Origin of the sequence: Kitasatospora sp. NBC_00240 (genome assembly GCF_026342405.1) — a bacterium.
Classification (GTDB): Bacteria; Actinomycetota; Actinomycetes; order Streptomycetales; family Streptomycetaceae; genus Kitasatospora.
The window spans coordinates 1,185,820-1,205,845 of the sequence record NZ_JAPEMU010000001.1 but is presented as its reverse complement, the minus strand read 5'-3'; the positions used below and the strand labels follow the sequence as shown (position 1 = coordinate 1,205,845).

The following is a 20,026-nucleotide window of genomic DNA, read 5'->3' as shown; positions in this document are numbered from 1 at the left end:
CGGCCAGGTTGCTGACGCCTGACGGCCTCGATGTCAGCTGCCGGTCGATCGTGGTGGGACACGAAGGAGCTGAGGGTCGAGGCATCAGGCGGGTGGCCGAACGTGGCGGGCAGAGCGGCCCATGAGCTGGTGGAGTGGGAGGCGAAAGCAGTGGAACGGCTGCGGCAACTGGTAGCAGGGACCGGTGCGCCCGGCCGCGGTGAAGGAGATGCGCTCATGCCGGAAGCACCGACGTCCTACCGGGATCTCCGCGCAATGGTGATCAACTGCACCCTCAAGCGGTCGCCGGAGCGCAGCCACACCCAGGGGCTCATCGACGTCAGCACCGGCATCCTTGAGCGCCAGGGTGTGGAGGTCGAGGTGTTGCGGGCGGTGGATCTCGACATTGCGACCGGTGTCTGGCCGGACATGACCGAGCACGGGTGGGACACGGACGAGTGGCCGGTCATCTATTCGAAGGTGATGGCTGCTGACATTCTTGTCCTGGCTGGACCGGTCTGGTTGGGAGACAACTCCTCGGTGATGAAGCAGGTGATCGAGCGGCTGTACGCCTGCTCGTCGATCCTCAACTCCGAGGGTCAGTACGCGTACTACGGTCGGACGGGTGGCTGTCTGATCACGGGTAACGAGGACGGTGCGAAGCACTGTGCGATGAACGTGCTGTACAGCCTGCAGCACCTGGGGTACGTGATCCCGCCGCAGGCGGACGCGGGCTGGGTGGGGGAGGCGGGGCCGGGGCCGTCGTACCTGGACGAGGGGTCGGGCGGTCCGGAGAACGACTTCACCAACCGGAACACCACCTTCATGACGTGGAACCTGCTGCACATGGCGCGGATGCTGAAGGACGCCGGCGGTATCCCGGCGCACGGCAACCAGCGCTCGGAGTGGGACGCGGGTTGCCGCTTCGACTTCGAGAACCCCGAGCACCGCTGAGTGCGGCACCGGGGTCGGCGCCCGTTCGGCGGAGGTACCCGTTGTCCACCCGCGCCGAGGAGAAGGTACCTGCCGTGACCTACACCGTGGATTTTGTGACTGTCTCTACCGTCGGTCTGGAGTCTCGCCCGTCGCGGACGCGCTCGCGGGTCTGCGGGCGAACGAGGCGCGTTACTTCAGGAACTAGTACACCTGCCTGTAGCGGGCTGCAAGGCGGTGGGCGTCACGAATGTCTGCCGTTGCGTCAGGTCGGTCACTCTGTGGTCCACCTCTGCTACAGAGCATGATGCCACCAATCCGGTAATCGGATGTTGTAGGGATAGAACGCACGAGTAGAGGGGGACATGTCGCGTGTTGGTGAGAGCGAGTGGACCTCCTTGAGGGGTCCGAACGTGTGCAGGGCGCCAAGGGTTGATTCGTCAGGTACTTGCATGTCTGTGAGGGTGGCCTCGAGTTGATGCTGACTTTTGCTGACCCGATCTGACGAGCAGTCGGTTGTGAGGGGATCGGCGGCAGCAAGGCTCGGCCACCAACACTGCGCGCCCGCTCCGCAGTCGCCGGGAGTGGTCGTCCCTTGTCGCCATGATGAGGGCGAGGCAGACGCCTTCGACGGACTACCGAACGAGCGACTGGTTCCCGGTGCGGGCGATCTTCCAGACCCGAGCGTGCGTCGCAGGAGCGGCAGGGCAAATCTCAGGTGGAGGGCTTGGTCTCCGTTTGCCGGGAGCCTGGTCCGCGGTGGAGCGCTGACCGGTCTTGGGGTGCGGCGATCGTGAAGCGGGCGGAGACGTCTTGCTGGGCTACGACGTCCGCGAGACGGGTTGCGCCGTCGGTCGGGGCAGGCGGGGCGCGCTACCCCAGACGGTCGTCGCATTTCCGGGCGTCGACGCTTGCTCTCCCGTTCAGGCTCACAGCGCTGGTGGCCGTGTCGCAAGTGGTCGCGGCACAGGATCGCTGCACACTTGGCAGCGGTTCCGCATTGGTGCTCGTCGTCGTGGGGGACGAGGCTACGGCCCAGCGCTTTTTGGCCGGGCTCTGGGTGCCCGGCGTGTCGGTGCCAGCCGCTGGCCCGTCCAGGTTCACTAGGAGGAATTGATCGTGTCGTACATCGTGGATTTCAAAACCGTCTCGACCATCGGGCTGGAGTCGTCGCCCGTGGCGGACGCGCTCGCCGGGCTGCGGGCCAATGAGGCCCGTTATTTTAGAACCAAGTACGACCACACCTTCACAGTGGAGCCCGCGGAGGAGGCCGGCGAGGTCGTCGACTGGGTGCACCGGATCCTCCGGGAGGAGCGCGAGATCGTCATCGCGTCCCGGCCGCTCGAAGCCAGCGCCTTCCAGGTCGAGAACATCAGGATGGCCTACGTCTTCTACGAGAGCGGGTTGTCGATCAACGTGATGTACACCCTCGGCGACGGGAAGCGGGCGGTCGGGTTCAAGCTCTCGGACGGGATGGAGGTCCCGGAGGAGCTCGCCGAGCGGTTCAAGTTCGCCCGGCAGAAGTCGAAGCTCGCCGGGACGATCCGCGGTTCGTTCTTCGTCATCAAGAACGAATACGGCACTCCGTAGAGCGTCGGGGTGGGCCTGGGGCGACAGGAGCGGCGAGGAGTAGCTTGAATCGAGCGCCGGTGGATAGGTGCTTGGCGGGCAAGCATCATCGAGTTGCAGGCAGCGGAGGGGCGCGAACTGGATTGGCTGGCACCATGGGTGTGCTGGTCGACCAGAAGGGGCCCGAACCCGGGCTGCGGAGGTCTGGTCACCGGCTGGGAAGGCTCGGGGCGTCGCTTCCTCCGGCGGAATCTCCTTCTGCGCCCGCATCGAGGACGGGCTTCGTGCTGGTAGCGGCGGAAGACTCGCGCGAGGGGCTGGGAGGAGGAGAAACCGAAGGCGTAGGCGACGCTGGTGGGACTTACTCCGGCGCCGCCGACCCGGCTCCTCGGTGAGGTGTTCGAAGGCGCGCCGCAGTGCGGCGGGGACCCCGCTCCCGGGCTGCCCGGACGCTTGGCCCCGATGCCGCCGGCAGGAGGCCCGTGGCCGAAGTGGTGCGGGCAGCCCGGGAGCGGCGCGGCGGAGCCGGAGGCGAGGGGGCGTTCGACTGCCGGTCCGGGCTGCGTGCTGCTCTCCGGTCCCCCGTGCCGGCCCCGTTGGCCCCCGTCATCGGCTTCCGGCCAGCAGGGTCCGGGTGTGCTCGCGGATGGATGTCATCAGCAGAAGGGCGCGTTCGGCTCCTTGCCTACTGAAGGGCAGCACCGTCAGTGCCGGAACGGTGGCCGCCGTGACGAGCAGGAGCGGGAGGATCGCCAGGGCGACGAGGAGCACTCGCTGCAGGCGCGTCAGCGCGGCGGGGGAGGCGTGGAGCATGGCGTACTGCCTTTCGGTCGACGAGTCGGCCGGTAGCGGCCGGCCCTGTCAACCATCCTTTTGTTCTTGGTTGTTCGGCCCGGGCCGGGCGCTTTCTGCAGATAGGGTTCGGACAATGGCGGGTTGTTCGGGGGTGGGGCTGAACAATGGTCGAGGAATGGGACGGACCGCCACGGCGTGGCAGACCGTGGGGACCTGTCCGTGCCGAGACGCCGGAGGCCCGTGAACTCGCCGAGTTCCTGCGCCGGCAGATCGACCGGCGGGGTCTCCCGCTGGCCAAGGTGGGCGAGCTGATCCACATGAGCAGCTCCCAGATCAGCGTCGGCGTCAACGGCTCCGTCCCGACCGAGCGGTTCGTCCGCCAGCTGCTGCGAGCGACCGCGCCCGAGCCGCAACTGCGCCGGCACCTGCTGGTGGAGGCACTGAACCTCCTGGAGAAGGCCCGCCACCCTCGGGGCCGCACCGGCGTCCCCGGCCTGGCGGGCAGCGGGACGAGCGGCGGTGACCTCGTCCCTCGCGACCTGGTCCAGCAGCTCGTCGACGCCAAGGACCAGGTGAACGAGCTGGCCCAGATTCGTGGTGCGTCCCAGCTCCTGATCGTCACGCTGCTGGGGATGCTGCAGCACCTTCACCGCACGGTGGAGCAGTTGGAGGCCGAACGGGACCACCTGCGCGAAACCCTGCCGGCTCGGACGTCGGAGCATCCACCGGGCCGGCAGCCGGACGATCCGGAGGAGATCGGCCGACGATTGAGCCGCGCCGTGGAGCAGCGGGAGGAGACGGAACGGCGCCTGCGCGTCGCCGAGGGCCGCCGTCGGCGCGCCGAGCGGCTCGCGGCGTATGCCCGTGCGGACGTCGAGCGATTGACCACCCAGCTGAGCGCGTTCCGGCTCCCGGCCACCACCGCCACCGCCCCGCCTGCCGGCGAGCCGCAGGCCGATGAGCACGACCCCGTGGCTGACGACATCGACCAGGCACTTCAGCGGGTGGACCGGCGTCTGGAGACCGACGGCGAGGTCCTCGACCGCATCGAGGCCGGGCGGCGGGCTCTGGACGCCACGACCAGCGCATCCGCCACGACCACGGCCTCGGCCGCGACTCCGGCGATCGAGAAGGCATCGGGCCCTTGGTGGCACCGGGAGGGGCCGCTTCGGTGGACGCGCGGCAGACTCCGCCCCACGGCCCTGGTCGCCGCGTTGATGCTGACCGCCGGCCTGGTCGGCTGGTTCGAGCAGCCCGCCAGCACGCGCTGCACCCACGACGCCGGCGAGCGCGCCTGCGTCGGCCTGACCGACGGCAGCGTCGCCTTCTCCACGGATCTGGCAGCAGTGTCCAAAGCCATTCACGGGGAAAATCTGAGCACGGCCTCAACCGGCAAGCCCTGGGTCACCGTGGTGTACCTACTGAACATGGCTCCCGGGAAACGCGATGACACCGGCGAGTCGGTGCGCCACGAACTCGAGGGCGCGGCCGTCGCCCAACGGGAGGCCAATCGCGAGGCGGGCGACACCCGCCCCCGGATCCGGATCCTGCTCGCGCACACCGGCGCAACCACTGCCCAACGCGACTACACCCTGCGGCAGATCGAGTCCCGGCGGGCCGTGGAGCACATCGTCGCCGTCGCGGGTCTCGGCGCCGGCACCGAGACCACTCGGACGATGATCGGCCTGCTGCCCCGTCAGGCGATGGGCCTCGTGGCAACGGTGATCACTTCGGATGCCATCACCGGTGTCAGCGGCCTCGTGCACGTGGCGCCCTCCGTTTCCGACGAGGCGGCCGCGGCTGCGGGCTACCTGCGACAGACTGCCCCGGACGCGAAGGTGCTCCTGATCCAGGACCGGAACCACGACGATCTGTACAGCAACGCCCTCGGGGACGCGTTCCGCAACATCTACCCGTCCAGCCGATTCCTGGACCGGGTGATCCTTTACGACTCGTCGGCCTCCGATCAGAACGGCTACCTCCAGCAGGTGGACGCCTGCGACTCCGCCCCGGACGCGGTGTTCTTCGCCGGCCGCAGCACCGACCTGCCGAGGCTCTTGGATACGCTCTCACGCCGCCCGTGCACCCTCAGGCCGCTTACCGTGATGACGGGCGACGACGCCTCGCAGACTGTGCAGGACTGGGCCATGGGCGACATCACGGCCGCTTTGCGGCAGGGCAACCTGCGACTGCTCTACACCGCTCTGGCACATCCGGGCGCCTGGTCGGCGCGGCCGCAAGCCTTTGACAGGACCGCCATCGCCGCGTTCGCAGCCGGAGGCGCGTTCATGACCGCCTTTCCCCAGGAGCGGCTCGAAGACGGCCGGGCGGTCATGGGTTACGACGCCATGCGGATCGCGACGGCTGCCGTCAGCGTGGTGTGGCCGGTGGCGGGGGGCGACCTCACAGCCATGGGCCCCACCGTGGCGGCAGCGCTGTCCCTGCTCCATGGGGTTCGAGCGGTTGCGGGCGCCAGCGGCATGATCTCGCCGGATTCCGCCGGTGTTCCGGCGAACAAGGCGATCCCGATCGTCGAGCTCGGCCCGGACGGATCGACCCGCACGCTCACCGTGACCTCCCGTACCGGGACCCCGCCGGACTCCCCCCGATCGGGTAACTGACCCGGTGGCCAACGGTCTGCGGTCGCCACCCTGGACCCCGACGATGTCGGTGCTACGGCTCACCACCCGAGGCCACGTGGTCTGCCTGCGGGGCGGCGGGGGCAGGAGGCGGAGCACGGGTGCCGGCCGTGGCCGGATCTGGTCGGGGAGGCCTGGGGTTGACCGCGGGGCATGGTGGAGGCCGAGTTCGGTGGCCTGCTGGTACAGCTCAGCCCCGTCAACCCCGGACAGGTCCTGTCGGGCCGGCCCACCTCCACCCATGGGCACTCCGACGAACACGGGGGCTCATACGGGCGTGATAAAACGAGTCCAAGCATCCCATTCGCACAGGTGGGACAGGGGAGTCGGAGGGGAGGTACGACATGGCCGTTGCCCGCTATCCGTTGCCGGTGGTCCCGTCGGAGCAGCGACTGCAGGTCGTCCGGCGCCTGGTTGCCGAGGCCACCGCGTCCGACGCCCGCCGCCACGGAGATTGGCGTGAGTCCCTGCACGTCCGGAACGCCGCGATGGTGACGCTCGCGATCACGACCGGCGCCCGGTCCGGGGAGGTCTCGACGATCGACCTGGCCGACTGGCACCGACGGCGCTCCACCGTCACCCTGCTCCGTGACCCGGCCGGCCGCGGACCGGCCTTCCAGGAGGAACAACCGGTGGACGACACCACGGCCGCACTCCTACGGATGTGGCTGCCCCACCGCGCCCGCATCCTGGCGACCCTCGACGGAGGCGACGTTCCGGCACTGTTCGTCTCGCTGCGCCCGAACTCACGCGGCGGCGTACTCTGGCCGGCCGGGATGCGGTTGCACCGGTACGGCGTCCGGGACGCCTGGCGCCGCACCGCGCTCCGCTGGCACACCGATGGCGAACACTGGACCTGGGTACCGACTCGGCTGGAACAGCTGCGCCGCCCCGGGCCCCACTGAATCGACACTGCTCCACCGGCAGCCGGCCTGATCGGACGGGACGTCACCGCCGAGCGTCCGGAAGAGCGATGGTCCGGGCGACTTCGCGTACATCTGAGCCATCGGCGCCCCTGGTTCCCGGCCTGGGTGATCGACCCTTCGCTCGCGTCGAGTGCGGGACGGTCGATGACCCCTGCATACGGGCCGAGCCGGTCGCCGACGCGCTCCTGGCCGCGACGGACGCCCGGAGCGGTGATGTCACCGGAGTGATCTTCCACGCGGTTGGCGGGGCCCGCCGCGGGGCCGCTCTCGCTCGGGCCCGCGGCCGAGGGGCCGCCGCCGCACAAGGGGACGGGGCAGCTCGAGCAACGACAACGTCCAGGACAGCGGTACAGCCCGACGGAGGCGCCTTGGACAATGTCGCGGCGTGCAGGACCGCCATCGGCGACGCCCGTGGATGGGCCACGATGCTGTGTGAACGCCTCGAACGCCCGGGCTGTGGCGTCTCCTGGCGGGTGGAGAATCTCCAGGCGTGTGCCGGGTGCGCCCGCTACACCTGCTACGAATGCGCAGGCATAGATCATCGAGGAGGTTCTGCGAGATCGCGGGACAGCGGACGTCGCCCGGAGGCGGTGGACCCTGGGGCGCGGCTTGAACGGGGCCGGTCGCCTTTCTGGAAGGCCACTGCTGCGAAGGCGAGCGAGCCTGGCGCTTGCAGTTGCGGGCTGCCCCAACACTGATACAGCAGCCCTCCCCGCACTGGATCCTGGACGGCGCCGTCCCGGCCTCCGCCGGCTGAGCGGGGCCGGTCCGGCGACCTCCTCCGCCTTGCCCCGGCCGTGTGGCGAGCGGGGCTCAGGACACGGTGAACAGCTGTCGGGAGGAGCCGTCGAACGGTCGCTGTTCGAACCGGCCTCCCTGGGCCGTGGCAGCCGTCAGGTAGAGGGCGCTGTAGCGGTTGGCGAAGCGGATCCTCCCGTCACCGGCGTCCTCCACCAGCCACTCGTCGTTGGTCTTCGCCCCGCTTGCGTAGACGCACTGGAGGATCCCGGCGCCGGCGTCGCGGGAGGCACCGAGGACGACCAGGTCCTCGCCGCTGCCCTTGTTGACGATCCGGACGTAGCCGTCGCCGAGGGGCCGCAGCTCGAAGTTCCGGGCGTCGCTGCCGTCGCCCGGACGACCGGTACGCCGCAGCCGGCGGGGCCGCCGACGGCGGCGGCGTCGGTGCTCCCCGCGACCGTGAGGGTGTGGTTGCCCGTGGGCAGCACGGCGACCCGGGTGAGGTTGACCACGTGGCCGCCGCGCGTGACGGCCGGAACGCTCAGGGTGTCGCCGGCCCGGATCACCCGTGCGGTGCGGACCAGGCCGTCGGTGCCGTCGGTGGTGATCTCGGCGACCCAGCTGCCGCTGCCGAGGAAGGAGGTCGGGTAGGCGATGGTGCCGGCGTCGCCACCGGTGACGGCGCCGACGAACCAGCGGTCGCCGTCGCGGCGGGCGATCACCGCGCCGCCGACGGGATCGCCCTGGACGAACCGGGTCTCGTCCCAGACGGTGGGGAGCTGCCGCAGCCAGCGCTGGGCCTCGGGCCGGGCCCGGTAGTCGGAGACCTTGGCCCCGGGCAGCATCAGGGCGCTCTCGTACAGGACGCCGAGGGCGAGTTCGGCGCCGTCGCTGTCGGGGCTGGCCCGCTGGAAGCTCATCGGGGAGTAGTCGGCTGCGCCGAGCGCGCCACAGGTGAAGGGGACGGCGGTGACGTGCTCGACTGGTTCCGAATGGCTCCCACGCCTGGGGATCGGTGCTGGATCCGCCTTTCTAGATCATCACCCGCGCGGACCCCGGGGCGCGGCCCCCCGCCCGCCGGCGCCTGTGTTCTGTCCGGGTGTGTCGTCTGTGACTACGCTGATGAGCAGCAGGGTGGCTGGAGCATCATGCTCCAGCCACCCTCGTCTGTCTCTCAGCAGTCATGGACTCCCCGCCGGCGCGGTGGCACCGACTTCTCCAGGATGGCCGCCGTCGCGATCCGAACCTCCCGGTGGGCGGTCCCGAGGTACCGATCCCGCGCATGTCGCGGTTGAACGCCTCCCTCTCCGGCGGCCGTCGTGCGGAGGTCTCGTCGGTGGCGGTCAGCCTGGCCGGTGCACCAGCGGGGAAACAGCATCTACTGCGCTACTGCGGTTGCATCGGCAGCCAGGGGGTGCGTCAGCAGCTGACCGGTGTAATGGTGGAAAGGTAAGACATCGCGCGAGAAAGCGGTCCGTAAGGCCGCGACGCCTGGCTGGAAGAGCGTGATACCAGTGCCTGCTGACTCCAACCTGACTGACGCTCAGAGAAGAATTCTCACCGATCTGGATGAGGCCGAGGCTCGATATCAGGACGTGAACAAGAAGGCACGTGAGCTGTTCGAGCTGGCCGATGGGGCCTGCGTGAAATGCTTTGATCCTGACTATCCCTGCCCTTCCTTCAAGGGATCCGGGCTAACTTGCACTCGCGACACCTGCGGTCATCACTTGCAGCACCACCTCATTTCCTGACCCCCGGTATCTACGGCCTCACCGGCCCCGGCAAGCTGGAGTTCGCGTTCTTCGCTGCGACGGCGGAGACCGAGCGATGGCGGTGACCCTCACCGTCAGCCTTGGGTGAGACTTCCCGCCTTGTCGGGTTAGCGTGAGAGGGCCCGAGTAGGAGCTCCACCCTGGTGACCAGCCTCAAGCCGTCCGCGTCCGTCCCGGTCCCTGGGCCGAGGCACTGTTCCTTCAGCCCCGCGTACAAGCTGCGGATCGTGGCCTGGTACGACGCCGCACCCAAGAACGAGAAGGGTGCGGTCCTGTGCCGTGAGCGCCTGTACCACTCGCATGTCACCGAGTGGCGGGCCGCGCGCGATGCCGGAGCCCTGGAAAAGCTGGTCGACCGGCGAACGAGCCCGGCCCGCCCGAAGAAGTCCGCCGCCGATGCGGAGAACGAGAGGCTGCGCCGCCAGGTGGAGCGAATGGAGAAGGAGCTGGCGCGGAACAGGGCCGCGTCGGAGATCCCGGGAGAAGCTTCGGCGCTCTTGGAAATGATCTCCGAGAGCGCGGACTGAAGCACGCCACCGATCCCGCCGTCGACGAGGCGTTCACCAGCGTCGAGGACGGCCCTCAAGCCCGAAGAGCGGTAATCTGTCGTGGAGTTGATGAACAGCTCCGAGTACGCCGAGCCCCCGCCCGCACAGCTTCGGGCCCGCGAGCCGGACGCCGGGCGCTACCACTGCGCCGTCAGCCCAGGTGGGTAGGAAGAAGGACGTGCCATGACTCGAATCCTTGCACGAAATCGAGTCCCACCGAACCCGAGGCGGTTCACTTTGCTCTGACCGTCACCATGGTCGAGGGCGGCGGTGAGCAGACCGAACGCGAACCGCGCAACCGCGCGCTGTCCCTGGTGCACTGACGCACCTCGCGTTCTGACCCCGCGGGACGGAGAAACGCGAGCCGGCCCGGTCTCCGCGAGGGCGGGCGGAGCACCCTTGTCAGCCTCTGCCTCGCTTCCAGAACGCACCGGCCGCACACACCCCGAGGCCCGCGATCAGATACCAGTAGGCGTCGAAGCGCCAGGCGTGAGCCACCGCGAGTGAGCAGCTGCCGCCTATGAAGGATCCGACCGACGACCCCAGCGCCGTGACCGCCATTCGGCTCTTCACCGAGGAAAGAGTGTCCAGGTCCCCCTTCACCGCCATGAACGACTGGTCGTTCACCGCACCGAGGATCGTCTCGCCGACGGTGAAGATCAGAATCGCCAGTACGAGCCAAGCGATTGCCAGATGGGAGAGCCCCGTCAGGAGAAGGGAGGCCGCCATGCAGGCGGACACCGCCGCGAACATCCGCAATCCACCGCCACTGCGCGCCATCCTCCGTCCGGCCCACCTCCCGACCGGCATCTGCAACAGCACCACGAGCAGCGCGTTGACGAGGAACACCGAACCGGCCACGGCAGGTTGGGCGATGTCGAAGAGGTACAGCGGCATCGCCGAGAAGAGCTGGGAGTACAGGATGAAACACGTGAACGAGGCAAGCGCGACCCGGCGCAGGTCGCGGTTGCGCAGTGCGCCCCGCCACCAGCTCCGGTCCTTGGGGCTGCGGTGAGTCGACAGCGTCAGCCCCTTGGGCACTGCCAGAAGAGTCATCGCGGCGGAGACACCGAAGATCAGGGCGGTGACCAGCATCCACGACCCGGCCGACCGGAAGTACAGCAACGCGCCCAGCATGGGACCGCCGGCCGAGCAGAGATTGGTCACCACCTGCAGGCGTGAGAACGCGCCCACGCGTTCCTCCGCGGCCTCCACGAAATCACCGATGCAGGTGCGCACGGTCACCGAGTTGATACTCATGCAGACGGCCACGCCGAAGATGAGCAGCACGACGGCGGTCCGTACGCCCCTGAGCAGCACCGCTGTGCCCATCAGCCCGGCCGCCACAGCCAACGACATGGTGAGGGTCAGCCTGACCCGGCTGAGATCCAGCCGGTCGACCACGATGAATCCGCAGAACCTCAGGGCGCTGAAGACGAAGAGCACACCGCCCACGGTGACCGGCCCCGAATGCCAGCCCTCCATGAGGACGGGCAGCATCGGGAGCAGTGAGTAGCAGGCGATGCTGGTGATGCCGAAGTTGAGGAACAGGGCGAGGAGCAGGCGACGGACGGTGGCAGCGGGTACGGGGGACTTGCCGGTTGCCTCTGCCTCGGGGAGCTCGAGCGTACTGGTCTCGTCGGTGGTCACTTACGGCTCAGCTGTCACTTCGTGAGGATGCCGCGGCGGCTGCAGGCGGGTTGGCGTCCCGAGGTTCCCGGCGACGCCGCCCCCTCTCATCGGCACGGGACATCTCCACACCGTCGAGGTAGGCGTCCTCCATCGACGCGTCGCCCACGAACGCCGACCACACCTCGGCGCCCCGGAGTGCCGAGCGAGCGAACTCGGCGCCGCGGAAGTCGCTGTGGCTCAGGTCGACCCGCCGCAGATCCGCTTCCCGCAGGTCGGCATCGATGAGGTTCGTCCGCTTCAGTACGGCGCCACGCAGATCGGCACCCTGAAGCAACGCACCCCGCAGGTCGGCGCGTTCGAGGTCGGCACCCCGCAGATCGGCGCCCCGGAGATCGGCGCCGCGCAGATCGGCATGGGCGAGGCCGGCACCCCGCAGATCGGCCCGTCGCAGATCCATGCCCGGGCCGTCACGGCGTATCAGGTTCCAGCCGTCGACGACGGTGTGCAGCACCAGGGTCTGCTGGTCCGCGCCGTCGAATTCCTCCGAGACCAGGGCAAGTGTCCGCAGCCCCAGCCCTGTTCCGCTCAGCTCTCCCGCGCTCCTGCCGGTGACAAGAGGAAGAGTCGGACGGAACGCGGTGTTCTGCAGCCCGGGCGTCACCACGTCCTCGCCCTCGCAGGTGAGCAGCGCCCCGGACAAGGGGATCAGCGCGAGGCTCGGTACCTCTGCGTCCGGAACTTCGGGACGACATCCCCTCGCGACCGACACCAACGAGCGCACTGCGGCCACCTACTTTCCGATTCGGCCGTCATGGAGGGAGACAGGTCCCTGCGACGACACCTCGTTGAAGAAGAAGTTGTGTGTGAGCCGGGCCGTTTCAGGGGAGTTCCCGCAGCCTCCCAGGGAGGCGTGATACAGCTCGCTGCCTCGAAAGAGAATCAGCCTGTTGTAGACCGGAGCCACCCACTCGACGAGTTCCCAGGCAGTCACGTTCGCGTAGTCGGGGATGATGGCCCGTTCCTCGAACGAGAAGGCGTCCCCGTATCCCGCGGCCCGCGCCTCCGCATCGGTCGGCGGACGTTCGAGTCCGGTCGCCCGGTGCCGGAAGAAGCCGGTGCCCGCATTGTCCGGCGCATTCGGCGTCAGGTAGACCATTCCGGCCCAGTCGGCGGCCTGGTCCGCGTGGACGTTCGCGAGCCGCCCGGTCTCCTCCGTGGCCAGTCTGAACCCGCCGAAGGTGAACGAGTCGAAATCCACCACCGCGGCCGCGCCGATGAGTTCCGAAAAGGCCTCGACGAGTGCGGGGCTCTGCACCATCTTCTCGCTCTGCCAGCCCGGATAGTTGAAGGCGGCGGCGCTTCGGTATTTGTGGGAAAGGGCGAAGTCACGGGTCTTGTCAGGGTCGGCGTAGAAGTGGTCCACGACGATGATTCGGTCTCCGCCGCTCATGCCCCAGCACCTTCCGTCCGTGCGCCCCACTGCGGTTCAGGCGAGTCCGGCAGGAGCCCCGGCTTGCCCGGAGGCACGTACGACACGCCGGCATGAGCGCGGTCGCAGAGAACCGTGCGGCCTGGAGAGAGGCGGACCAGCGCCGAACCCGGCGCGTTGAGCACCACCCAACCCGCAGCAGTTTCACCCCTGTTGACCAGGGCGATCCACTCGCCTTCGGCCATCTCGAACTCAACCGGCAGATCGACTGCCACCCGTTGCACGTCGAGACGTTCACCCGTCGCCGCCCGCGTCAGCCGCTCCACGCGGCGGACGACGGAAGCCCTGTCCATGCCCACGATGTCGGAGTCCGGCATCCTGACGCTGAAAACCCCTCCGTCCGGGTTCGGCGCCATATCGGGCCCGTTCATCGAATAGAACGCGCTACGCATTCCGCATACCTCCGCTCCCACTCCCCGGACCACCGGGGCGGACCCTGTGGGCCCGCCCCGGACGGCGTACACAAGTGATTCAGATTCAGCCGATGGCGATGGCCTGCTCGGCCGACGCCTCTTCCGACTGCGTCAGCGGCGCGAAGTCGGTGAACCGCATCATGTTGTTGATCGACGAGTTGTTGAACTCGGTCACGTCGAACTCGGCCAGAATCGTTTCCTGATTCATTCTCTCCACCAATCTTTCGTTGACTGAACTCCTGGACATCCCCAACCGTGAGTACAGCCGGAGAAATCAGCGCCTCACCGGTGCTCGGCGGGCGTTGACGTACGTGGACTCGGGGTGGTGGACGACGAACACGTCGGTGGACTGCTCCGAGTGGAGTCGGCGCGAGCGAGAAGCGGGCGCCGGGGTGCGTGGGGGCGGGCCATGAGCCGGACCATGCGCACTGAGGGTGGCTCAGGATGCAGGGAAACTTCTCATGCGCATTGACCACGCCCCGTTCGTCCATGGCTGCTGTCTCTGAGCTCTTCAGCTCACGGCGCCATTGACGTGAGAACTTCCCAGCCAGGGGCGGACAACCGGATCTGACCGTCCCCCCCGGGACCGTGGAAATGGATCGTAGCGGTGCACCCACCAGCCGTCCATAGCGATATCTCGAGATGCGAGACGGTGATCAGGACGCGAACGGGGTATTTCGGCTGTATTGCAGACGTGTTGAGGGGCTACGCCCTCGGAGCGGAGGCGTTCGCCGGGTTGCGGCCGGAGCGGGCCTGGCTGGCAACTCGAGCAGCTCAGAGGCGATTTGCGCCTCTCCTCCGCGTGGGCCCCGCCTTCCCTCGCAGGCCGGCGGTGTTGGTCCGGCCGGCTGCTCGGAGGGTGCCGCGCACGATGTCGCTCAAGGTGGCCACGACGGCGGGGCGTTGCGGGTGCGGATGGGGTGCGGGCGTCTCTCCGAAGGTGACGTCTCTGATCCAGTGCGCGCGCGGCGCTGCGGCGCAGGACCGGAATCCGTTCCCAGGGAGGGGACTTGAGCTGGCAGGCGAGGTTCTTCTGATTGTCCTTGGGACTGAGCAGGTAGTGCGCCCCGCGCTCCTCGACCAGGTGGCGGGCGTGTTCGCGCCGGGCGTCCAGCGCGTCCGGGGTGATCACCGTTCCCTACCATCCACTGACCGGCCAAGTCCGTTGCCCGGACGAGAAGACCCTGCGTGACGCCTACGGCACAGCCCAGGGCGGACAGGACCGGCTGGTCACAGCGATGCGCCCATTCACCCATGGAGAGAGTGGAGTTGTGGTACGCCGTGGTCAATCGCGCAGTCACCGATCGAGAGCAGGGTGGCCGGCCGGTAGTGCACCCCGCGCGGACCTCGCGGATCAGGGGCCTGAGCGAGAACGTCCAGCAGCCCCTCGGGGACAACCGACTCCCAGGACGCCGGCAGCGCGGTCGGGCAAGGCCCATCCGGCGGCGCCAGAGGGAAGGTTGGAGCGACGAGCACGGCCCTTGCAGATCGTGGCAGCGTAGAGAACTCCGTGATCCACAAGCGCCGTGCTCGTTCTGCGTCCAGGCGCCCACCAAGATCATCAGATCAAACCAGACATCCCGGGACACTCTGGGGTCGTGACTTGATCCTGTTGCAGGAGAGTGTCTATCGTGACCAAACGTCAGCGGGACATGTCACGTTGGCCATTCTGGACGCTGCGATTCCGCAACGAAGCTCACTTGGGACGGCTCTCCGTGTCCACCCCCATCCGATGGGTGGCCACGTACATGCGTGATGGTGCAGCGACGCCAATGACTCTCCTGCCTCAGCCACCGCCGTCTGAGGTCCCTCCAGCGGGCCACTCAGGCCCGGCGTCCGAGCCGGCGCGAACCGGTCGCCCTCCTCGAAGACACCCCCAGCAGCGACGGCGACCGTCGCCTCCGCACGTCCCGTAACAGAACCGACGGAGAGTTGATCATATGGATACGAATCGGTCGTATGTCCTTCTCTTGGGGCTCGGCACGAGCTACTTCCTGCGCGAGCGCTCCTTCTCGGGTGCCAAGGACGCGAGTTCCATGCCCGTGTGGATCACAGCGCTCGATCCGTTGCGATTCCCCCAGCGCTTCTTCGACCGCGTGATAGCGGCGGATGACGGCTACGCCGATTCCGTGCTCGCGGCGGTGGCCGAGTGGAAGCAGCGCGGCTGGGACCTTGCGGCAGTCGTGCCCATCAACGACTGGGGCGTGCCGTCGGGGAGTGCCGTCGCGAAGGAGTACGGACTGCCCGGACTCTCGGCCGATTCGGCACATGTCACACGTGACAAGTACGCGATGAAGGCGCGTTTCGAGGCGGCGGGCCTGCCGACCCCGCGCTCCATCTCCGTCGCCTCCGAGGCGGAGATGCTGGCGGCGACCGAGGAGATCGGGTTCCCGGTCGTCCTGAAGCCCGTCGACTTCAGCGGCAGCGGCGGAGTCAGCCTCGCCCGTACACGTGCCGAGGCGATTACCGCCTTCGCGGCCTCGGTGGAGCACATCGAGCGCTACCGCGACGATTTCCCCATCGACGGCACCCGCTACTTGGTGGAGCAGTACGTGGACTCCCAGGAGGAGGTCTCCGTCGAGGTGCTGTGCCACGGTGATCGGCGCACAACGCTCGCGGTCACCGAGAAGTATCTTTCGCCACCCCCTGTCTTCGCCGAGGTGGGCCACCTCGTGCCCAGCCACCGTACGGGTGACACGGCGTTGACGACCTTGGCGGAGAAGGCGTGCGAGGCCCTCGGAATCGATCGCGGGGTCGCGCACGTCGAGATCAAATTCGACAGCAAGGGCGCTCCGTGGCTCATCGAGGCGGCAGCTCGTCCCGGCGGCGACGGCATCATGGATCAGGTGGAGCGTGCCTACGGGTACAACCCCTACGCCCTGCACGTGGCGTCCTACCTGGGGATCGATCCCTTCCCGCTGGTGCAGCGCGATCCCGTCCGAAGCAGTGCCGTGGCGTTCCTGAAGGCACAGCCGGGGGTGATCGCCTCGGTGGGGATTCCCGAGGACCTTCCCGAGAGCGTGGTCTCCGTCTCCGTGTCCAAGAAGCCCGGCGATGTCGTGAAGCCCGTCGCGGACTGGAGCACCCGGGACGGCGTGGTCGAAATGGTGTGGGACGAAATCTTCACCGAGCGCACCACGATGCCTGTTGAGCTGGCGGAGAAGCTCTCCGCCGAAATCTTTGGGTGATCAGAAATCGGGCACATGAGGAAGGTCTCGGCGGGGCGTTTATGATTCGATATACTATTGTTTCAACCCTGTACCGCTTCTTTGCCGGCACCTTCCTCGTGGTGATCAACTGGCAGATCGCGACTGCTGAGGCCGGCGGTTATTGGCGGCTGGTCATTTCGACGCTCCTGTCGTACGGGCCGGCGCTGGCGGTGCCCCTCGTGATCCGCCGCATAACGATGTCGGGGCAGCGTCTGACCGTGTTTTCCCTGCTCTACGTGGCCGTGGTTTCGCTCGTGGTCAGTTTCTTCGTGGAGAACACCACCGTGCTGGTGGTCGCGAACTTCTTCATGTGGGTCGGTTTCTTCTCGCTGGAGGCGAGCTGGGAAAGCTGGTTCAATGAGGAGAAGCGGCGGCAGGACGTGTCGTGGGCCAGCTCCGTCACCATGTCGGGCAATCAGGCGGCGCTGATGATCGGGCCGCTGTTCGCCCCCGTGATCATCCAAGTGGTGGGCATTCACGGCATTGTGCGGACGCTGACGGCAGGTTTCGTGCTGGTTGCCGCGCTCAGTTGGGCGGGCGGCGCACGTGCCGCTGCGGTCGCCGACACAGCTGTCGAGGCCGAGGCCGGTGTCGCCGCGAAACCTGTGGCTCCGCTGCGTCTGATCGCCACGTTCGCGCTCGTCTGGCCCGTGCTCGGCGCGTTCAATCTGATGCTTCCGCTCCAGGTCAGTGACCGTGGCGCCGGCCTGGTCGCGGTCGGTGTCGTCGACGCCTGCTTGGGCATCGGCGTCATCGTCGCAGGGGTGGTTTCGGCCCGGGCGAAGCTGTCTTCCACGATGCTCTCGACGCTGGTGATCGCCTGCACCCTCGTCGGCGGGGTGTTGTGGGCGCTGCCGGCGGGTGGAGCCTCCGTGGTCGCGATGGCGCTCTCCACCTTCGCGCTGGGGGTCGGCTTCGGCGCGCTGCGCATCGCGCTGCGGGAGTACACCGCCACCCACTACGACGCTGCCGTCACCAGTCAGGCGGTCGCTCTCGGCAATGCCACGGCGATTCCCATTCTGGCCGTCGTCTTCCTCGTCTTCGGTGTTGCGCAACCGCTGGTGTGGGTTGCGCCGTTCCTACTCGTCATCGTTATGTCCTACTCGTTCCAAGGGATCCGGACATGGAAAACATTGTTGAAGACCTCGTAGCCCTCCGCCTCGATCCCCGCACCCTGCGAAGATCCGACCCGTTCCACGGCCTCGTTGTCGCCGCCGAAGGCGTCACCAACATGGAGGCGGAGCGATGTCGTGAGGCAATCGAAATCCTCGAAGCCATTGCGCCTTCCACTCTCGACCCCGAGTTCCGCACCATTCGCGACGCGGTGCTGAGCTGGGCACGTGGGGACCTGCTGAGCGCTCGCGAGATGCTGGCGAGCAGCCTGCGCAACTCCAGAGGAGTACCTGCGCTGCTCACCGGCTTCCTCGCCCACATGGTCGATTTCTCTCTGGGGGACAACGAGGGACTTCTTGAGACGGGCCGGGTTCTCAATGATCTGCGCCCCACGATGTCCCGCCGCGCCACCGGCCTGAGCGACGGTCTCTTCGCCTTCGCCCTGGAGGAATGCGGGCACTATTCCGACGCGATCTCCGCCGCGGAGCGCGCAATGAGCATCAATCACGACGACGTCTACGCGCTGCATGCCAAGGTGCACGTGTTGCAGAGGCTGCGCGAGTACGAGGCGGCGAAAGAATCCATCTCCCGCTACTCCAACGGGTGGGGCGCGGCGGAGCCGATGCGCATCCACATGTGGTGGCACTTCGCCATAGGGCTGCTCGGCGAAGGCGAGTTGGACGAGGCTCTGCGCTGCTACCAGCTGGAGGTCCGCCGCAAGACGAGGGCGGGAGCCTGGGAAGACCTCGATGCGGTCGCACTGCTGTGGCGGCTGGAGATGCTGGGAGGGCCGGATCTCTCCGAGATGCTGGTGCCCCATTGGCAGAAGCTCGCGGAGGCCTGGGCCGCCTATGCGGCAGACCCCAATTACATCTTCAACGACCTGCACGCTGCGATGGCGTTCGCGAAGGCCGAGGACTACCGCCTCTTCGACAGGATCGTGAACTCCTGTCGCGATCGTGAGTCTCCGGAGTTCTTCGACCTGGTGTGCCGGCCGCTCTTCGACGGAATCGCAGCCTTCGCGCGGCGCGACTACGCGACGTCCGCGCGGATGATGCGATCCGCTCTGGAGCGGCAGCAGTTGCGCATCGGCGGCAGCAAGGTGCAGCAAAACATCTTCCACCGGACCCGGGATGCGGCCGACGCCTATCTCCGTGGCAGCACCCCCCGCGACCTCCTCAACACTCACACACGAACGATCGGGGAAACGAATAATGACTCAGAAACTCACGGTTCTCATGGACACGCAGGAATTGGTGCAGCTCGACTATCCGGAGCCGGCGTCGCTGACGGTTAGGCGGGGCAGGATCGGTTTCTACCGGCTGCCTGACGACGGTTATTCTGAGGATGAGTTGCGCGAGGGCGTGACGGTCGTCGGTGTCGGCGAAAAGATCAGCATCGCGGCCGGAGAGAAGCTCTTGCTGACGGCCGTGCATCCGGATACGGAGTACATCAGCGACGCCACGGTGGAGCCGCAGCGATGTACGGTCCCGGCGGACTATCCGATTTTCTCCGCGATGCACAAGTACGTTGCGGAAAAGGGCTACTACTTCGGCTACGAAGACCGCTATGCAAAGGTCTACGAGCATGGTGCGGTGTCCTGGGAGGCCCTTTCCGAGAACGCGAGCCTGCGGGAGATCCTGGTACGTCATCCGGAGGTAATTCAGGGTGACATTCTGGACCTGGGCACAGGTGAAGGGCGCGACAGCCTCTTTCTGCTGCGCGGCCGTATCGGTCGCAGCGTGACCTCTTTCGACGTCTCGCACAGCGCCCTGGAAAGGGCGCGTGGACGGGCGCGGGAGGAGGGGCTTCCCGCCGATGGATTCATCGAGAAGGACATCATCTTCCTGCGCGATGTGGCGGCGGAGTCCTTCGACGTGGCCCTCAACATGGGTGCACTGCACATGCTCGACCGGGCGGAGGACCGGGCGCGTCACATCGCCCGCGTCTTCGAAGTGCTTCGTCCTGGCGGCTACTTCGTAGTCGACCACTGTGCCTCGGAATGGGGCCGTGGCTTCCACACCATCAAGGACTACGACGCCGTCGCTGCCGATCTGGTGCCGGGACGCACCATCACGCGCTACGTCGAGATCGATGGCGAGCGTAAGCCCATCGACCTCGAGGTGTTGAACTACGCCGAGCGTTCCGGGGAATCGCTGCTTTCCGAGCTGACCGCCGCGGGCTTTGAGGAGTTCGCCCGCCTGGACACCGACACGGAAGCCTTCGGCAACTCGACTCTGCAGGTAGTTCGGAAGCCGAAGAAGGGCTAGG

16 protein-coding genes and 1 pseudogene are annotated in these 20,026 nt (G+C 67.6%); 9 read left to right on the top strand and 8 right to left on the bottom strand.

Annotated elements, in window-relative coordinates:
- The first annotated feature begins 216 nt into the window (after nt 1-216).
- Together OG689_RS05030 and OG689_RS05025 are read left to right on the top strand one after the other, a co-directional pair.
- Nucleotides 217-933 (top strand): flavodoxin family protein, encoded by a 717-nt coding sequence (locus OG689_RS05030; protein ID WP_266318105.1) that lies wholly within the window; start codon nt 217-219, stop codon nt 931-933.
- A 1,098-nt stretch (nt 934-2,031) separates the two neighbouring features.
- The gene (locus OG689_RS05025) at nt 2,032-2,502 is read left to right on the top strand and encodes a hypothetical protein (RefSeq protein ID WP_266318104.1); all 471 of its coding nucleotides are present in this window, start codon (nt 2,032-2,034) and stop codon (nt 2,500-2,502) included.
- Between the two features lie 585 nt (nt 2,503-3,087).
- Here the strand turns inward: OG689_RS05025 and OG689_RS05020 are convergent.
- The gene (locus tag OG689_RS05020) at nt 3,088-3,294 is read right to left on the bottom strand and encodes a dTMP kinase (RefSeq protein WP_266318103.1); all 207 of its coding nucleotides are present in this window, start codon (nt 3,292-3,294) and stop codon (nt 3,088-3,090) included.
- A 413-nt stretch (nt 3,295-3,707) separates the two neighbouring features.
- On the opposite strand from OG689_RS05020, the gene OG689_RS05015 reads away from it, so the two are divergent.
- A complete protein-coding gene (locus OG689_RS05015; RefSeq protein ID WP_266318102.1) occupies nt 3,708-5,897 on the top strand; it encodes a hypothetical protein in 2,190 nt (729 codons plus the stop codon).
- Between the two features lie 362 nt (nt 5,898-6,259).
- Nucleotides 6,260-6,820: a hypothetical protein gene (locus tag OG689_RS05010; protein WP_266318100.1), complete on the top strand. Its 561-nt coding sequence runs from the start codon at nt 6,260-6,262 to the stop codon at nt 6,818-6,820.
- A gap of 834 nt (nt 6,821-7,654) precedes the next feature.
- On the opposite strand, the gene OG689_RS05005 is transcribed toward OG689_RS05010, so the two are convergent.
- Nucleotides 7,655-7,912, bottom strand: coding sequence for an RICIN domain-containing protein (locus tag OG689_RS05005; RefSeq protein ID WP_266326870.1), 258 nt, complete (start codon nt 7,910-7,912; stop codon nt 7,655-7,657).
- Between the two features lie 227 nt (nt 7,913-8,139).
- Nucleotides 8,140-8,424 (bottom strand): annotated as a pseudogene (locus OG689_RS05000) (glycoside hydrolase family 97 C-terminal domain-containing protein); the annotation flags it as partial.
- A gap of 1,070 nt (nt 8,425-9,494) precedes the next feature.
- Between OG689_RS05000 and OG689_RS04995 the strand changes: the two are divergent.
- On the top strand, nt 9,495-9,878 hold the full coding sequence (locus OG689_RS04995; protein WP_266318099.1) for a hypothetical protein: 384 nt from the start codon (nt 9,495-9,497) through the stop codon (nt 9,876-9,878).
- Between the two features lie 423 nt (nt 9,879-10,301).
- Here the strand turns inward: OG689_RS04995 and OG689_RS04990 are convergent, their stop codons facing one another.
- The 5 genes from OG689_RS04990 to OG689_RS04970 all read right to left on the bottom strand — a co-directional run bounded on the left by OG689_RS04990 (nt 10,302) and on the right by OG689_RS04970 (nt 13,641).
- Entirely contained in the window at nt 10,302-11,549 is a 1,248-nt protein-coding gene (locus tag OG689_RS04990) for an MFS transporter (RefSeq protein WP_266318098.1), read from the bottom strand.
- 7 nt (nt 11,550-11,556) lie between these two features.
- Nucleotides 11,557-12,312 (bottom strand): pentapeptide repeat-containing protein, encoded by a 756-nt coding sequence (locus OG689_RS04985; protein WP_266318097.1) that lies wholly within the window; start codon nt 12,310-12,312, stop codon nt 11,557-11,559.
- Between the two features lie 9 nt (nt 12,313-12,321).
- The gene (locus OG689_RS04980; RefSeq protein ID WP_266318056.1) at nt 12,322-12,981 is read right to left on the bottom strand and encodes a DUF6445 family protein; all 660 of its coding nucleotides are present in this window, start codon (nt 12,979-12,981) and stop codon (nt 12,322-12,324) included.
- The gene (locus tag OG689_RS04975) at nt 12,978-13,412 is read right to left on the bottom strand and encodes a hypothetical protein (protein WP_266318055.1); all 435 of its coding nucleotides are present in this window, start codon (nt 13,410-13,412) and stop codon (nt 12,978-12,980) included. The genes OG689_RS04980 and OG689_RS04975 overlap by 4 nt, the downstream gene beginning before the upstream one ends.
- Before the next feature lie 85 nt (nt 13,413-13,497).
- Entirely contained in the window at nt 13,498-13,641 is a 144-nt protein-coding gene (locus OG689_RS04970) for a hypothetical protein (protein ID WP_266318053.1), read from the bottom strand.
- Between the two features lie 1,732 nt (nt 13,642-15,373).
- Between OG689_RS04970 and OG689_RS04965 the strand changes: the two genes are divergently transcribed.
- The 4 genes from OG689_RS04965 to OG689_RS04950 are packed head-to-tail and all read left to right on the top strand — an operon-like array spanning nt 15,374 to nt 20,025.
- Nucleotides 15,374-16,621: an ATP-grasp domain-containing protein gene (locus OG689_RS04965; protein WP_266318051.1), complete on the top strand. Its 1,248-nt coding sequence runs from the start codon at nt 15,374-15,376 to the stop codon at nt 16,619-16,621.
- A complete protein-coding gene (locus OG689_RS04960) occupies nt 16,618-17,793 on the top strand; it encodes a hypothetical protein (RefSeq protein ID WP_266318050.1) in 1,176 nt (391 codons plus the stop codon). The genes OG689_RS04965 and OG689_RS04960 overlap by 4 nt, the downstream gene beginning before the upstream one ends.
- The gene (locus tag OG689_RS04955) at nt 17,766-19,052 is read left to right on the top strand and encodes a hypothetical protein (protein ID WP_266318048.1); all 1,287 of its coding nucleotides are present in this window, start codon (nt 17,766-17,768) and stop codon (nt 19,050-19,052) included. Before OG689_RS04960 ends, OG689_RS04955 begins: the two co-directional genes overlap by 28 nt.
- Nucleotides 18,994-20,025 (top strand): class I SAM-dependent methyltransferase, encoded by a 1,032-nt coding sequence (locus OG689_RS04950; RefSeq protein WP_266318047.1) that lies wholly within the window; start codon nt 18,994-18,996, stop codon nt 20,023-20,025. Before OG689_RS04955 ends, OG689_RS04950 begins: the two co-directional genes overlap by 59 nt.
- Nucleotide 20,026: the final 1 nt, after the last annotated feature.